This is a genomic window from Pseudomonas sp. P129 (assembly GCF_020312195.1).
In the GTDB taxonomy this organism is placed as follows: domain Bacteria; phylum Pseudomonadota; class Gammaproteobacteria; order Pseudomonadales; family Pseudomonadaceae; genus Aquipseudomonas; species Aquipseudomonas fragariae.
The window spans coordinates 125107-140491 of sequence record NZ_JAGPYS010000003.1 but is presented as its reverse complement, the minus strand read 5'-3'; the positions used below and the strand labels follow the sequence as shown (position 1 = coordinate 140491).

Here is a 15385-nt window from a genome sequence, read left to right as displayed (position 1 = left end):
TTTTACCCTATTCGATTCAAACAAGAGAGCATGATGGGCGAATTTGATGCCATCCGACCTTACAACGATGCAGAAGTCCCCGCCGTATTGGCACGTCTGCTGAGCGACAAAGCCTTTCTCGCCATTCTGACCCGGTTCCGCTTTCCCCGCCTGGCGGGCGCATTCGGCTGGCTGCTGCAGCCAACCCTGGCACGCAAGCTGCGCCGCGAATTTGCCGGTATCGACTCGGTCGCCACGCTGCAGGACAAGGTTGAATATTATGTCGACCACACCATCGAACGCGCCACCGACGGGGTCACCTACACTGGCGTCGAACAGCTGAAGTCCGGTTGCGCCTACCTGTTTCTGGCCAACCATCGCGATATCGTCATGGACCCGGCGTTCGTCAACTATGCCGTGTACCACGCAGGCCTGCCCACTCCGCGCATCGCAATCGGCGACAACCTGCTGCAAAAGCCATTCGTCAGCGACCTGATGCGCCTGAACAAGAGCTTCATCGTGCATCGCTCGATCACCGGGCGACGCGAGAAGATGGCGGCTTATCAATTGCTGTCGGCGTACATCAATCACTCGATTACCCAGGACTGCCAGTCGATCTGGATCGCTCAGGCCGAGGGCCGCGCCAAGGACGGTGACGACCGTACCGAGTCAGCGATCCTCAAGATGTTCCACATGAGCCGCAAGGATGAGCCGTTTGGCGACGTGATTCGTTCGCTGAACCTGATCCCGGTGTCGATCAGCTATGAGTATGATCCGTGCGACAGCGCCAAGGCCCGCGAGCTGTACATTCGTGCGACAACCGGCGCCTACACCAAGACGCCGGGCGAAGACGACGTGAGCATTGCCCTGGGGATCACCGGCTATAAAGGCCGTGTGCATGTGAACTTTGCACCGCCGATCACCGAGCACTTCGAGGACACCAAGCAACTGGCCATCGAGATGGACCGGCAGATTCTCGGCGGCTATCGGCTGTTCCCGGTGCATTACCTGGCGTACGCGCAGTGGAGCGATGCCGATCCGGCGCTTGAAGTGCCGAAGGCTGAAGCCCTGTTCCCGGCCGATGAACTCGAACGTGCCAGGGAGGAGTGGGAAAGTCGTCTGGCAGGCACGCCGATCGAGCACCGCCCTTACATGATTCAGCAATACGCGACACCGGTGCGCAACCAGTACCGCGTCAAGGCAGGGCTGGCGCTTTAAGACCTGCGCCAGAATGCCTACCGTACCCATGCTCCGCGTGGGTACGCCGTTGCGGGCGCTTTGCGTCCGGTCGTGGGCGGGTCAGCGTGAGGAACGATAGGTGTACGGGAGAGCACGCATCCTGCTCAGGCTCCGCGTGGTCATACGGCCCCAGAAACATCCTGCATGACAATTCTCTGCCGCTGTCACCCCAGCGTCATACTTCGCCTGCATTGTGTGGCTCCTCGAGAAACGGACTTCCCTCTCTTTGGAGCTTGTCATGCTGCATGCAAAAAATCAGGATCGCCTTTATCTCATTGCCCCAAGCGATGAACAGCAGGAGTTGATCGATGGCCTGGCCTTCAATGTTCAGGACCGCCACTGGCTGGTCTACTGCGCACTGGGCGGGCATGTTCATCATGATTTGCCGGATCTGGATCAGGATACGGGGTTGAGTTTCCTGGACTTCTACCAGCAGGCAGCCTGATAGCAAACCCTGAACAGCAAAAAGCCCGGCCCCTTCAACAAGGGCCGGGCTTTTTTTATCGCGATGGTTAGAGGCTTACTGCGACAGGGTCGAACCGATGGTCGGGTCCTGGAAGACGCGAGTCAGCGCGTCACTCAACACGTCGCTGACCAGCTTGGTGTTGGTTTCCTGGTTCGGCGCCATACCGAAACGCTGGTCCAGCGATGCGGCGTAACGACCACTGTAGGTGCGACCGTTATTGCGCACGTCAGCGCGGAACGTCGAGCTGATGGTGGCTTCAGTCACGTACAGACCTTCCTTCGGCGACTGGTACTTCAAGTCTGCCAGGGTCACGGTCAGCTGTGGAGCGTTGCCGCTCTGGGTTGGCGTAAAGCCCAGCAGGCGCACGGCCGCTTCAGCCTGAGCTTGAAGCTTGGGAACGATATCGGCACCGTTGACGCTGATTGCGCTGGTTTCCGGGTACATGCCACCGCGCGTACCCAGCGTCGGCCCAGGACGGCCATCGACGACACGCACCACCACAGGCTGACCACGCCCTACGGCCGCCAGCTGCGCGTTGAGCTTGGGCGTGGGGCTGAGTTGTTGCGGACTGTGGGCACAGCCCACCAGGGTCAAACTGCTTACAGCAAGCAAACCGAACAAAATGCGACGCAGCATGCTCATTTCTCCATGGGCCAGACACTGAATGTGCCGCAGTATAGCGGCCTGTAACAGCCGCTAACCAGAGGCCACTGACCGTTAAGCCTCGGACATTCGACACGCATCGGGGTTCACGCAGCAACGCAGGGCAAGATTCATCCAGCACGGTGTAATCAGGGCGTCACATCCACGCGGCAGACTCGCCTCCATCGCCCAGACGCTCATTAAAGTCACAGGAGCTGCGCCATGAATCTGTTCCGGTCTCTGTTCACTGCACGCCCACAGCATCGCCACTACGCGCGTATCGATCAGGCAGGCGTCTGCCGTGCGTTCAAACACTGCGCGCAACGTCCGACCGGCGTGGAATGGGTCGAAGTGACCGAGCAACGGCTCAGCTGGCTGAATCAGCCCCTGCCCGCCAGCGCCCGCGTGACGCAGCGTAGCGAACGCTCACCGCGCGGCCAGTTGCTCACCGCCTGACCGGGGAGCGAATAAAAGTCATTTAAAGCGATCAATTCCTGCCATTTCATCGCTATAATCTCCCCCCGATTATAAGGACGTCTCCTGATCGGGCCTCGCAGCACTGCTAATCGCCGTATTAGCGCCTTCGTAATGCCCACAGAGAGCCGCCCACACAGGTCATTTGCGCACGAGTGTGCTCGATGAAAGGTGAAGAATGCTCGAATCGTATCGAACCTTTCTCGCCGGCCAGCGCCTCACTCTTTATGCGCCTGACCTGCCAGCGCTGTCATCGCAGCCATTTCGAGGTTTGGTTCGCGTTCCCAAAAGGACGTGAAAAACGGGTTTCACTACTTCACAAGAGTGTGGCGAGCAAATGAATAGGTACGCGTTTGTAAATGCACCATCAGCGTCTGAACCGGCTCTCTTGAACAGGACTGACCGCAGCCGCGCCTCCATGACCGGAGCCTGACGCCATCGACAGGAGCCCGTTGCACAAGGGGCTCCCTGACGATGGTCGAATGGCCTCGCCGGCCTGGAAATGCGTTCATGAAGCATTGATGAACCATGACCGGGCCTGACCGGGACCTGCGCTTTGGATGCGAAAAATTGCGAAGAATCGGTCAGGCGATCCTGGCCAGGCAAGCGAGGGTGAGAGTTGATCCAGCCCGCGAACACCTGGCAACCAGCCTCAGGATCGTATGCCGTCAATTTGGTGCTGCAGATTTTGGAGACGCGTTAATGGCGCATAACGAAGCAGTCGATGTAGTACTGGTCGGAGCGGGCATCATGAGTGCCACTCTGGCGGTATTGCTAAAAGAGCTCGACCCCGGCATCACGCTGGAAGTCGTTGAGCTGATGGATTCCGGTGCTGCGGAGAGTTCCAACCCGTGGAACAACGCCGGCACCGGCCACGCCGGTCTGTGCGAGCTGAACTACACGCCGCCTGCGGCTGATGGCTCCATCGACATCAAGAAAGCGGTGCACATCAACACCCAGTTCGAAGTCTCGAAACAGTTCTGGGCCTACCTGGCACGCAAGGGCACCTTCGGTTCAGCCCGCTCATTCATCAACCCGGTTCCGCACCTGAGCTTCGTACAGGGCGAAAAAGGCGTCTCGTTCCTCAAGACCCGTTTTGCAGCCATGAGCAAGCATCACGCCTTCTCCTCGATGGAATACACCGAGGACAAGGCAAAACTGGCCGAGTGGATGCCATTGATGATGCCTGGCCGGCCTGCGGACGAAAAAATTGCCGCAACGCGCATGATGAACGGCACCGACGTCAATTTTGGCGCGCTGACCAATCAACTGCTTGGCCATCTGACCAGCGCTCCAGGCACGCAGATCAAGTACCGCAGCCGTGTGACCAACCTGACCCGCAACGGCGCCGGCTGGACCGTCAGCGTCAAGGACGTGAATGGCGGTGGCACGCGCGAGATAGATGCCAAATTCGTGTTCCTCGGTGCCGGTGGCGCAGCACTGCCACTGCTGCAGTTGTCGGGCATCGAAGAAAGCAAGGGCTTTGGCGGCTTCCCGGTCAGCGGCCAGTGGCTGCGTTGCGACAACCCGGAAGTGGTCAAGCACCACCAGGCCAAGGTCTACAGCCAGGCCGCCGTGGGCTCGCCGCCCATGTCCGTGCCGCACCTGGACACCCGCGTGGTCGATGGCAAGAAATCCCTGCTGTTCGGACCTTATGCCGGTTTCACCACCAAGTTCCTGAAACACGGCTCGTACCTCGACCTGCCGCTCTCGGTACGCGTGGCCAACATCAAACCGATGCTGGCGGTGGCGCGCGACAACATGGACCTGACCAAGTACCTGGTCAGCGAAGTGATGCAGTCGATGGAGCAACGCCTGGAATCGCTGCGCCGCTTCTACCCGGAAGCGAAAGCCGAAGACTGGCGTCTCGAAATCGCCGGTCAGCGCGTGCAGATCATCAAGAAAGATGCGAAAAAAGGCGGCGTCCTGCAATTCGGCACCGAGCTGGTGTCTGCACAGGATGGCTCGCTGGCCGCACTGCTCGGCGCTTCGCCAGGCGCTTCGGTGACTGTGTCGATCATGCTGGAGCTGCTCGAGCGCTGCTTCCCGGAGAAAACCCGCACGGAATGGGCGACCAAGCTCGAAGAGATTTTCCCGGCCCGGGAGAAGATCCTCGAAACCGATGCGCCGCTCTACGAGCGTATCAGCGCGCAGAACGACGAGGCGCTGGAACTGGTCGAGAAAAGCAGCCAGGAACACAGCTTCGCCTGATCCGGTCGCTGCTGTGCTGTAACAAAAAGCCCCGTGAGCCTTTACCAGCCACGGGGCTTTTTATTGCGTTTATTGCAGGTGACGGTCAGAGGCTTCTGGACAGTACGGCAATGTGCTCGGGGCCAATCCCACAGCAGCCGCCAATGTGCGTGGCGCCGCGCTTGACCCAGTCTGCCGCCCACTGCTGATAGCCCTGCGGGTCAAGGTCTTCACGCAGCTCATCCAGACCGTCGTTGGCCGTAGCGTCCTTGGGTTGCGGCGGGAAGGCGTTGGCATAGGCGCCGATGGCAATGTCGACGTTCAGCGACGTGAACACCTCACGCGCCGCATCGATTGCGCCACCGATCACCTCTGGCTGGCTGCAGTTGAACAGCAGCGTGGCAACACCCATTGCGGCGGCGGCCCTGGCGGCGTCGGCGACCGGCTCGCCTGAGCGCAGCCGCGGAACCTCGTCAGTGTCTTCATCCTGCAGGGTGAAGGACAGCCAGAACGGTTTGCCGTCATTGGGCAGCCCGGCGCGGATGGTCTGCGCTTCGAGAATGCAGCTCTGGGTTTCGGCCAGCCACAGGTCGACATACGGCGACAGCCCGGCAACCAGTGGTTTCAGAACGTCGGCAGCCAGTTGCGGCTGATAGAGATCAGGGCGATAGGAACCGAACAGCGGCGGAATGGAGCCCGCTACCCGGGCGCGTCCGCCAGAAGCATCGGCCGACTCGCGCGCCAGTTGCCCGGCCAGCGCTGCCAATGCCTGACCTTCGCGGGCAAAACGCTCTTCGCCAATATGAAACGGCACGACGGCGTAGCTGTTACTGGTGATGACCTGAGCACCACTTTCGATATAAGCGGCGTGTACCGCACTCACCGCTTCGGGTGCTTCACTCAATGCCAGAGCCGACCATTCAGGCTGGCGGAACGGGGCTCCGCGACGCTGCAGTTCACGGCCCATGCCGCCATCGAGAATTACAGTTGTGCCTTGCGTCATATGTGATCTGCTTATATGTATATGAAAAAAACTCATTATGAGTCAGTCTTGTATAACGTATTTAATACGGCCCTTTCATCAAACTACAAACACTTTTTCAGGGGATATCTGTGAATTATCGCGCTCTGCTGGGCATCGGCCTGGTCACTCTGGCAGCCTCCACGCAAGTTCTGGCCGGCGCCACGCTGGATCGCGTGCAGAAAAACAAAGAGCTGGTCAACGTCCTCATGGAAAGTTACCCGCCCTTCTCTTTCCTGAATGACAAGAATGAACTGGACGGCTTCGATGTCGACGTCGCCAAGGCCGTGGCGCAGAAACTGGGCGTCAAGTTGCGCCTCGAAACACCGTCCTGGGACGTGATCGCCGCGGGCCACTGGAGCGGACGTTATGACATCTGCGTCTGCTCGATGACACCGAGCAAGGCCCGCGCCGAAGTGTTCAACTTCCCGGTCGAGTACTACGCCTCGCCTGCAGTGATCGTGGTCAACGCCTCGGATGATCGTATCCATTCGGCCAAGGACCTGAGCGGCAAGAAAGTCGGCCTGACTAGCGCCTCCAGCTACGAAAGTTACCTGAACAAGAACCTGGTCATCGATGGCGCCGAAGACAAGCCCCTGCAGTACCCGTTCGAAGACGTACAGATCGCCCCGTACGACAACGACAACGTGGCCTTTCAAGACCTTGGGCTGGGCGCTGGCAAGCGGCTGGACGCGATACTGACCAATCTGGTGACCGCAAAACCGCGTCTGGATCAGGACAAGCGCTTCAAACTGGCGGGCGAGTCGCTGTATGAGGAACCCAATTCCGTGGCCATCGAAAAAGACGATCCGGAATGGGACGCCAAGGTTCGCGAAGTCTTCGCCGAACTCAAGAGCGACGGCACCCTGAGCAAGCTGTCGCAAAAGTGGATCGGTGCTGACATCAGCAAATGACTTCCTTTCAGCCCCAGCGCCCACCCGAGCAGGCCGAGCAGAGCCTGCTCAAGCGAGTTTTCGGCTTCCGTACGCGGCTTTACCTGACCTGGCTGGTCATGTTCGTGCTGTTCGCCGGCTTCTTCCTGAGCTTCGATCTGAAGCTGTCGATCATCCTCGACAAGCTGCCGAACCTGATCGGGCTGCATATGGCCCCCAACGGCTTTCTGCAGGGAGCGGCGCTGACATTGTTCGTGTCAGTGTGCTCGATCGTGGTCTCGGTCGTGCTTGGCTTTGTCACGGCACTCGCACGGCTCTCCAGCAGCGCAGTGGCGTTTGGCATCGCCAGCTTCTACGCCTCGTTCTTTCGTGGCACGCCGCTGCTGATCCAGATCCTGTTGATCTATCTCGGTCTGCCACAACTTGGCATCGTGCCCGGAGCCATCACGGCAGGAGTGATCGCGCTGTCGCTCAACTACGGGGCGTACCTGAGCGAGATTTTCCGTGCCGGTATCATCGGTGTCTCCGTCGGGCAGCGTGAAGCCGCACTGGCCCTGGCGCTGCGCCCGACGCAGATCTTCTGGCGCGTCACCCTGCCCCAGGCCATGCGCACGATCATTCCGCCGACCACCAACCAGTTCATCTCCATGCTCAAGGACTCTTCCCTGATTTCAGTGATGGGCGTCTGGGAAGTGATGTTTCTCGCGCAGTCTTACGGCCGCTCCAGCTATCGATACATCGAAATGCTGACCACCGCGGCGGTGCTGTACTGGATCATGTCGATCGGGCTGGAGTTGTTGCAGTCACGACTGGAGCGGCATTACGGCAAGGCGTATCAGGCACGCAAGTGACTGCAGCGTTCGTCCTCACGCTTTGCGCTCAGTGTTATACGCAAGTCTGTTTTTGATTCTGGCCGAAGGCCGTGGGAGCGAACTTGTTCGCGAAGGGGGTCGTATAATCGCCGAAAATGCATCGACTAAAACACCGTCTTCGCGAACAAGTTCGCTCCCACGCCCTCTGGGCAGAAGCTCGGAAGCCCGTTATTCCGGGCGCTCTAGGACGTGTGTATAACGACTGAGAGCTCCGCGTGGGAATGCCGTTCCGGACGCTCTGCGTCCAGCTCTGGCAATGCGGAGCATTGGCACGACAGTCAAACGGCAATTACGTACGGGCTTTTTCGATCAGTTCGATGTACTCATCAGCATTGCGCTGATCCTTGATCAGGGCGATGAAGTCGTTGCCGTGCTCGTCCTTGCCATCGAAGTCATGGCCCGCTTCCTTGAAGAACACCAGAAAGCGTTCGAAATCGTTGATGCGCAGCCCACGATAAGCCTTGATCAACTTGTGCAGCGACGGCGAGGTAGCATCATACGGCTCGAAGTCGAGGAACAGTTTGATCTGCTCATCGCCGATCTCATCGCCAATCAACTGCTTCTTATCTTTACGCATTACAGGCTCCAGCAGGTCGCAGACACTTTCACGGGCGGGCAGTTTACCCTCCGGCGAGCGCCGCGCTCAACGCGCACGTGCAGAGGTGGTGTGCAGATCAGCCCAGATGTGTCCGTTGGCATAACTGAGGAACTGGCAATAGACCTTCTCGTTGCGCAGCAAGTCCACCAGCACGCGGTACTGGGACAGCGGGTAATACAGCGTCAACGTGCGCGACGGCTCATCATAGGTCGGCTTTTTAAGGCTTTTGCTATCACCGCCATCGAAGTGCACGAGCACCTGGGAGATGGATGCGCCCTTGTTCAGCGACTTGCCCTTGAGGCGCAGCGACAAGGGCGAGGTGACCGGAATCGGCTGCTGACTCGATTGCCGCTGGTTACCGGCAACGATGGTGTACTCGGTGACCCGCATCAACTGTTGCTGCTCGGGCACACCATCGCGCAGGCTCAGGTCGTCAGGCGGCAGGTATTGATCGTGCATGGGGCTGGCCGATACCGGCGCAGCAGGTGCGGCAACGGCCAGACCAGACAACAGCACCAACGCTACGGCGCCGGTAATCAGTAGCTTCATTGAGGGTTTCCATATAATTGCCAATCGACGACCGCCCCTGTTCGCAGAAGCGGCCGTCAGAATGCCTTACATCCCTTTGACCGCATAGATACCGGCAGCATTACGCCAGTAACCTTTGTAGTCCAAACCGAAGCCGAAGATATAACGGTCGATGCACGGCAGGCCGACGTAATCGGCTTTCAGGTCCGGGCGAGCCTTGCGGTCGTGATCCTTGTCGATCAGCACGGCCGTGTGCACAGCGCGGGCACCGGCGTGTTTACAGAAGTCGATGATGGCGCCCAGGGTGTGGCCTTCATCGAGGATGTCGTCGATGATCAGCACGTCACGGTCCATGAATGAGACTTCCGGCTTGGCTTTCCAGAACAGATCGCCGCCGGTGGTTTCGTTGCGATAACGCGTCGCGTGCAGGTAGGACGCTTCCAGCGGAAAGTTCAGATGGGTGAGCAGCTTGCCGGAGAAAATCAGGCCGCCATTCATGACGCAGAACACGACAGGATTGCGCTCGGCCAGTTCGGCATTGATCTGCGCGCCGACGCGGGCAATGGCCGCATCCACTTCGGCCTCGGTGTACAGGCAGTCAGCTTCGCGCATGACTTGACGGATATGCTCGAGATCAGCGGACATGACGCTCTCCAGGTAAGGCAGTTTGAGAAAAGCGGGCAAAGGTACGCATCCGTTCAAGCCAGAGCAAGTGATTCTGGACTAACGTTGCGAGTGTCTTGCAAAAGCCGCGAACGTCGAAGCTTCGAGACGATACTGCACGCGCTTTAAGACAGTAACAGCTGAATAGATTAACCTAGACCGATTTTTGCCCCGCTGGAGCCTTTCCCCATGCCCATTCGTGAGATCCGTCACCCACTGATCCGCCACAAGCTCGGCCTTATGCGCCGCGCCGACATCAGCACCAAGAATTTCCGCGAGCTGGCTCAGGAAGTCGGCGCGCTGCTGACCTATGAAGCCACCGCCGACCTGACGCTGGAAAACTACGACATTCAAGGCTGGGCCGGTACGGTGTCAGTCGAGAAGATCGCGGGCAAGAAAATCACTGTCGTGCCGATTCTGCGCGCCGGTATCGGCATGCTGGACGGCGTGCTCAGTCTGATCCCGGGCGCCAAGGTCAGCGCGGTCGGCGTGGCTCGCAACGAAGAAACCCTGCAGGCGCACACCTACCTGGAAAAACTGGTCCCGGAAATCGACGAGCGCCTGGCAATGATCATCGACCCGATGCTGGCCACCGGCAGCTCGATGGTCGCCACCATTGATCTGCTGAAAAAGGCCGGCTGCAAGGAAATCCGCGCCATGGTTCTGGTCGCGGCGCCCGAAGGCATCGCTGCCGTAGAGAAGGCGCACCCGGACGTGATGATCTACACCGCTTCCGTCGACGAGCGTCTAAACGAACACGGCTACATCATTCCGGGCCTGGGCGATGCCGGTGACAAGATTTTCGGCACCAAACAGAAGGACGCGTAACCCGATGACGCAGCAGGAGTTCAACGATCCACTGTGGCGCACGATCCTGTCCGGCGCACAAATGCTCTTCGTGGCCTTTGGCGCGCTGGTGCTGATGCCGCTGATCACCGGGCTCGATCCGAACGTGGCGCTGTTCACCGCAGGCCTGGGCACGCTGCTGTTCCAGATCGTCACCGGGCGTCAGGTGCCGGTCTTTCTGGCCTCGAGCTTTGCCTTCATCACCCCGATCATCCTCGCCAAGGGCCAGTTCGGTCTGGCCGCGACCATGGGCGGCGTCATGGCGGCAGGCTTTGTGTATACCTTTCTCGGTCTGGCGGTGAAGATCAAGGGCACCGGTTTCATTGATCGCCTGCTGCCTCCCGTGGTGATCGGGCCGGTCATCATCTCGATCGGCCTGGCCATGGCCCCGATTGCAGCCAACATGGCGATGGGCAAGTCCGGCGATGGCGTGCAGTTGATTCCCTATCAGACCGCCATGCTGATTTCGATGCCGGCCTTGCTGACCACGCTGATCGTGGCGGTGTTCGGCAAAGGCATTTTCCGTCTGGTGCCGATCATCTCCGGCGTGCTGGTGGGGTTCGCGCTGTCGTTCTACTTTGGTGTGGTCGATACCAAAAAGATCGCTGACGCCGCCTGGCTGGCCTTGCCGCACTTCACCGCACCGGAATTCAACTGGCAGGCGATTCTGTTCATTGTTCCGGTGGCCCTGGCCCCGGCCATTGAGCACATCGGCGGGGTGATTGCAGTCGGCAGCGTGACCGGACGCGATTACCTGAAAAAGCCGGGCCTGCACCGCACGCTGTTTGGCGACGGCATCGCTACCACCGCTGCCGGTCTGTTCGGCGGCCCGCCCAATACCACCTACGCCGAAGTGACGGGCGCGGTGATGCTGACCAAGAACTACAACCCGCAGATCATGATCTGGGCATCGTTCTTTGCCATCACGCTGGCGTTCATTGGCAAGTTCGGCGCGTTGCTGCAGAGCATTCCGGTGCCGGTAATGGGCGGCATTCTGTGCCTGCTGTTCGGTTCGATTGCCGCAGTGGGCATGAACACCCTGATCCGCCACAAGATCGACCTGGCCGAAGCGCGCAATCTGGTGATTGTCTCGGTCACCCTGGTATTCGGGATCGGCGGCGTATTGATCGGCACCGGCAACGGCCCGAACGATTTCGGCCTGAAGGGCATCGCCCTGTGCGCCGTGACCGCCATCGCCCTGAACCTGATCCTGCCGGGCAATGACAGCTGGAAGAACAAACAACTGGATGATCAGTTGCCGTAATCCTGCCCGGAGTGGGCTTGACCATCGTGCCAACGCTCCGCGTTGGCATGCAGTTCTGGACGCTCTGCGTCCGATCCTGAATGTGCGGTGCAGCGCAGATTTGTGACGCGGAGCGTCACGAAATGCATTCCTACGCGGAGCGTAGGAACGATCATCACCACCCTGGCGTTCGCAGCACTACAACATCAACGGCGCACGCTCGCACAGTCTGTTCAGCTCTTTCGCCCAGTTGGGGTCGTCGTTCAGGCAAGGGATCAGGATCAGTTCCTCTCCCCCCGCTTCCTTGAACTGCTCGGCACCGCGATCACCGATCTCTTCCAGCGTTTCAATGCAATCAGCCACGAACGCCGGGCACATGACCAGCAGCTTCTTCACACCTTTCGCCGCCAGTTCGTCCAGATGCGCTTCGGTGTAGGGTTCGATCCACTTGGCACGCCCCAGACGTGACTGGAACGACACCGACCATTTGCCGTCAGCAATGCCCATACGTTTGGCGAATGCCGCCGCCGACTGTATGCACTGCGCGCGATAGCAGGTGGCGAGCACTTCGGCGGGGGCGGTCATGCAGCAGTCGTCCTTCAGGCAATGCTTGCCGGTCGGGTCGAGCTTGTGCAGATGCCGCTCGGGAAGACCGTGAAAGCTCAGCAGCAAATGGTCGTAAGGCTGCTCCAGATGCGGCCGCACGCTTTCCACCAGCGCACTCAGGTACTCGGGCTGATCGTAGAACGGCTGCAGCACCGAGAACTGCATTTTCAACGATTTGGCGCGCACCACACGTTTGGCTTCTTCAATGACCGTGGTCACCGTGCTGTCGGCGAACTGCGGATACAGCGGCGCCAGGGTGACCTTCTTGAAGCCCTGCTCTGCCAGGCGCGTCAGCACGGTTTCGATGGACGGCTCGCCATAACGCATGGCCAGCTCGACCGGCCCGTGCGACCACTCCTTTTTCATCGCCTGCTGCAGACGCTTGCTCAGCACCACCAGAGGCGAACCTTCATCCCACCAGATGGACGCATAGGCGTGTGCGGACTGCTCTGGCCGTTTGATCAGAATCAGCGAGACCAACAGCCTGCGCACTGGCCACGGCAGGTCGATCACATAAGGATCCATCAGGAACTGGTTCAGATAGCTGCGCACGTCTGCCACTTGAGTAGAGGCAGGCGAACCCAGATTGACCAGCAACAAAGCGTGATCGGTCATGCAACATCCTATTCATTTCAACAGCGTTCAGTGGCGACCCAGCAAATCCTGCAGGGCGGTGTCGAGTTCGGTGTACTTGAATGTAAAACCAGCTTCCTGCAAACGCTCCGGCCGCGCACGCTGACCACCGAGCAGCAATACCGAAAGCTCACCCAGCAATACCTTCAGGGCCAGCGCAGGCATGGGCATGAACGCCGGTCGGTGCAGAATGCCGGCCAGGGTCTTGGCAAACTGACGATTGCGCACCGGTGAAGGCGCGCAAACATTATAAGGACCCTTTGCTTCATTCAGATTTAACAAAAAATCAATTGCGGCGATTTGATCCTGGATGTGAACCCACGGCATCCACTGCCTGCCGTTACCGATCGGCCCGCCCATGCCGAATTTGAAAGGGGGCAACAGACGCTGCAGAAAACCGGCACGATCGGACAGCACCAGCCCCGTGCGTATCAGCACCACCCGCACACCCAGCGCCTCGGCACGTTGCGCGGTTTCTTCCCAGGCATTGCACAGCTGGCTGGCAAAGTCTTCCTTGGCAGGCAGCGAGGTTTCGTCGATTTCGCGCTCGCCACTGTCGCCGTACCAACCGACTGCGGAACCGGAAATCATCAGCGCAGGTTTTTGCGTGCGAGTGCCCAGCCATTTCAGCAGTTGCTCGGTCAGGCCGACGCGACTCTCCCACAGCAACAGACGGCGCTTGCGGGTCCAGGGACGATCCGCAATGGGCGCGCCTGCCAGATTGATGATTGCATCCACCGGCTGCGTGCCCAGCTCATCAAGGCTGGCAATGCCACGCACTGAGGGGCCGCACAGCTCGACGACATCGGCGGGTGTTCGGCTCCATACCGTCAATTCATGGCCTTGAGCAGACCAGAAACGGCAGAGCGCTCGTCCTATCAAACCAGTACCACCGGTCAGCAATATGTGCATGGCAGATAACCTCGCGTGGCGTAGGTGACAATTGAGTAGTCTTATTTTTACCAGTGACGCTGTCCGTGACGTTGGTCCGGAAAACGAAACTGTCAGCTGAACCATAGGCCACAGCAGAATGAAGCGCAGCCTCGAGGCCTTCGCCCGAGTCGCTGAACCGTTCGACCTTGCCAGTGGCAATGTGACTCAATCGCTAAATTGCAAAACCACTGCAAGTTATACCAAACAAGAAGATTGTACAGGTTTTAACTACGGCGTAGTCTGTACAGACAAGGTAACGAGGCCCCTATGACTGTCCCTATCGCAATCATCGGTACCGGTATCGCCGGACTCTCAGCAGCCCAGGCGCTTACAGCCGCCGGGCATCAGGTGCACCTTTTCGACAAGAGCCGCGGCAGCGGCGGTCGTATGTCCACCAAGCGCAGCGACGCAGGTTCGCTGGACATGGGCGCACAGTATTTCACCGCCCGTGACCGGCGCTTTGCCACTGCAGTCAAGCAGTGGCAAACCCAGGGCCACGTCGCCGAGTGGACACCCTCGCTCTACAACTTTCATGGCGGCAGACTCAGCCCTTCACCGGATGAGCAAGTGCGCTGGGTGGGTACGCCTGGCATGAGCGCTATTACCCGGGCGATGCGCGGCGATCTGCCAGTGTCGTTCTCGTGCCGGATCACTGAAGTGTTTCGCGGCGAACAACACTGGAACCTGCTGGATGCCGAAGGCGAAAGCCACGGCCCTTTCAGCCATGTGATCATCGCCACCCCGGCCCCTCAGGCCACAGCCCTGCTGGCTGCCGCGCCGAAACTGGCAAGCGTCGTGGCAGGCGTGAAGATGGACCCGACCTGGGCTGTGGCGCTGGCCTTCGAAACCCCGTTGCAGACGCCCATGCAGGGTTGCTTCGTGCAGGACAGCCCGCTGGACTGGCTGGCCCGCAACCGCAGCAAACCCGGGCGCGACGCCACGCTCGATACCTGGGTACTGCACGCCACCAGCCAGTGGAGCCAGCAGAATATCGACGCCTCCAGAGAACAGGTGACCGAACAGTTGCACGGCGCCTTCGCGGAATTGATCGATTGCACCATGCCCGCGCCAGTGTTCAGCCTCGCCCACCGCTGGCTGTATGCACGGCCTGCCGGCTCTCACGAATGGGGCGCCCTGTCGGATGCCGATCTGGGCATTTACGTGTGCGGCGACTGGTGCCTGTCCGGACGCGTGGAAGGCGCATGGCTGAGTGGGCAGGAAGCCGCGCGTCGATTGCTGGAACACGTGCAATGAATCAGATCAACCCGCGCAAGCTGCTGCTGTCGAAATGGACAGCAGCCACCCCGCTCAACCGGGAAAAACACTTTCTGGTCACCGAGCTGTTCAAGGACGAAGAAGGCACCGTCCTGGAAATAGAGCTGCAGGCCGTGCTGACCCAGCGCAGCGAGCGACTGCCGTGGCAAGTGCTGCAACAGTCAGATACATGGCGGATGGGCTGGAAGTAGCTGGAATCAGCCCTTACCGCCCTCTACAAAGAATTTGACTTGTACAATTACACCCCTATGATGAAGACAAGTTGTACAGCACGAACTATCTGT

18 protein-coding genes are annotated in these 15385 nt (G+C 59.5%); 11 read left to right on the top strand and 7 right to left on the bottom strand.

Annotation, left to right across the window (positions count from 1 at the left end):
- Positions 1 to 30: 30 nt before the first annotated feature.
- Positions 31 to 1197 (top strand): 1-acyl-sn-glycerol-3-phosphate acyltransferase, encoded by a 1167-nt coding sequence (locus KBY02_RS10390; protein ID WP_003421706.1) that lies wholly within the window; start codon positions 31 to 33, stop codon positions 1195 to 1197.
- 259 nt (positions 1198 to 1456) lie between these two features.
- Complete coding sequence (locus tag KBY02_RS10385) at positions 1457 to 1663, top strand: hypothetical protein (protein ID WP_003346138.1); 207 nt, start codon at positions 1457 to 1459, stop codon at positions 1661 to 1663.
- 75 nt (positions 1664 to 1738) lie between these two features.
- Here the strand turns inward: KBY02_RS10385 and KBY02_RS10380 are convergent, their stop codons facing one another.
- Positions 1739 to 2320: a YajG family lipoprotein gene (locus KBY02_RS10380; RefSeq protein ID WP_004406899.1), complete on the bottom strand. Its 582-nt coding sequence runs from the start codon at positions 2318 to 2320 to the stop codon at positions 1739 to 1741.
- 228 nt (positions 2321 to 2548) lie between these two features.
- Here KBY02_RS10380 and KBY02_RS10375 point away from each other — a divergent pair, with 228 nt between their 5' ends.
- From KBY02_RS10375 to mqo, 3 genes are all read left to right on the top strand, one after another.
- Positions 2549 to 2782 (top strand): hypothetical protein, encoded by a 234-nt coding sequence (locus KBY02_RS10375; protein WP_004406900.1) that lies wholly within the window; start codon positions 2549 to 2551, stop codon positions 2780 to 2782.
- Between the two features lie 182 nt (positions 2783 to 2964).
- Positions 2965 to 3141: a hypothetical protein gene (locus KBY02_RS10370; protein WP_154232346.1), complete on the top strand. Its 177-nt coding sequence runs from the start codon at positions 2965 to 2967 to the stop codon at positions 3139 to 3141.
- Positions 3142 to 3502: 361 nt separating this feature from the next.
- Positions 3503 to 5011 carry a malate dehydrogenase (quinone) gene (gene mqo / locus KBY02_RS10365; protein WP_004406901.1) on the top strand — a complete coding sequence of 503 codons (1509 nt, stop codon included), beginning with the start codon at positions 3503 to 3505 and terminating at the stop codon, positions 5009 to 5011.
- Between the two features lie 85 nt (positions 5012 to 5096).
- On the opposite strand, the gene KBY02_RS10360 is transcribed toward mqo, so the two are convergent.
- Positions 5097 to 5993 carry a homocysteine S-methyltransferase family protein gene (locus KBY02_RS10360; RefSeq protein WP_024640144.1) on the bottom strand — a complete coding sequence of 299 codons (897 nt, stop codon included), beginning with the start codon at positions 5991 to 5993 and terminating at the stop codon, positions 5097 to 5099.
- A gap of 110 nt (positions 5994 to 6103) precedes the next feature.
- Here KBY02_RS10360 and KBY02_RS10355 point away from each other — a divergent pair, with 110 nt between their 5' ends.
- Together KBY02_RS10355 and KBY02_RS10350 are read left to right on the top strand one after the other, a co-directional pair.
- Positions 6104 to 6925, top strand: coding sequence for an ABC transporter substrate-binding protein (locus KBY02_RS10355; protein WP_004406910.1), 822 nt, complete (start codon positions 6104 to 6106; stop codon positions 6923 to 6925).
- Positions 6922 to 7755, top strand: a complete 834-nt coding sequence (locus KBY02_RS10350) for an amino acid ABC transporter permease (RefSeq protein ID WP_024640145.1) — start codon at positions 6922 to 6924, stop codon at positions 7753 to 7755. Before KBY02_RS10355 ends, KBY02_RS10350 begins: the two co-directional genes overlap by 4 nt.
- Before the next feature lie 310 nt (positions 7756 to 8065).
- On the opposite strand, the gene KBY02_RS10345 is transcribed toward KBY02_RS10350, so the two are convergent.
- From KBY02_RS10345 to KBY02_RS10335, 3 genes are all read right to left on the bottom strand, one after another.
- Positions 8066 to 8353: a PA4642 family protein gene (locus KBY02_RS10345; protein ID WP_003379227.1), complete on the bottom strand. Its 288-nt coding sequence runs from the start codon at positions 8351 to 8353 to the stop codon at positions 8066 to 8068.
- A 66-nt stretch (positions 8354 to 8419) separates the two neighbouring features.
- Complete coding sequence (locus KBY02_RS10340; RefSeq protein WP_024640146.1) at positions 8420 to 8923, bottom strand: hypothetical protein; 504 nt, start codon at positions 8921 to 8923, stop codon at positions 8420 to 8422.
- 66 nt (positions 8924 to 8989) lie between these two features.
- Positions 8990 to 9547, bottom strand: coding sequence for a hypoxanthine-guanine phosphoribosyltransferase (locus KBY02_RS10335; protein WP_225650305.1), 558 nt, complete (start codon positions 9545 to 9547; stop codon positions 8990 to 8992).
- Between the two features lie 207 nt (positions 9548 to 9754).
- Between KBY02_RS10335 and upp the strand changes: the two genes are divergently transcribed.
- Both upp and KBY02_RS10325 read left to right on the top strand, forming a co-directional pair.
- Positions 9755 to 10393, top strand: a complete 639-nt coding sequence (upp, locus tag KBY02_RS10330) for a uracil phosphoribosyltransferase (RefSeq protein WP_024642275.1) — start codon at positions 9755 to 9757, stop codon at positions 10391 to 10393.
- A 4-nt stretch (positions 10394 to 10397) separates the two neighbouring features.
- Positions 10398 to 11675, top strand: coding sequence for a uracil-xanthine permease family protein (locus tag KBY02_RS10325; RefSeq protein ID WP_011266747.1), 1278 nt, complete (start codon positions 10398 to 10400; stop codon positions 11673 to 11675).
- 177 nt (positions 11676 to 11852) lie between these two features.
- Here KBY02_RS10325 and hemH read toward each other — a convergent pair whose 3' ends face one another.
- Positions 11853 to 12875, bottom strand: coding sequence for a ferrochelatase (hemH, locus tag KBY02_RS10320; protein ID WP_004406934.1), 1023 nt, complete (start codon positions 12873 to 12875; stop codon positions 11853 to 11855).
- Positions 12876 to 12902: 27 nt separating this feature from the next.
- A complete protein-coding gene (locus KBY02_RS10315; RefSeq protein ID WP_004406936.1) occupies positions 12903 to 13805 on the bottom strand; it encodes a TIGR01777 family oxidoreductase in 903 nt (300 codons plus the stop codon).
- Between the two features lie 288 nt (positions 13806 to 14093).
- Between KBY02_RS10315 and KBY02_RS10310 the strand changes: the two genes are divergently transcribed.
- Both KBY02_RS10310 and KBY02_RS10305 read left to right on the top strand, forming a co-directional pair.
- Positions 14094 to 15080, top strand: a complete 987-nt coding sequence (locus KBY02_RS10310; RefSeq protein WP_024640148.1) for an NAD(P)/FAD-dependent oxidoreductase — start codon at positions 14094 to 14096, stop codon at positions 15078 to 15080.
- Complete coding sequence (locus tag KBY02_RS10305; RefSeq protein WP_004406940.1) at positions 15077 to 15292, top strand: TIGR02450 family Trp-rich protein; 216 nt, start codon at positions 15077 to 15079, stop codon at positions 15290 to 15292. The genes KBY02_RS10310 and KBY02_RS10305 overlap by 4 nt, the downstream gene beginning before the upstream one ends.
- The last annotated feature ends 93 nt before the right edge of the window (positions 15293 to 15385 follow it).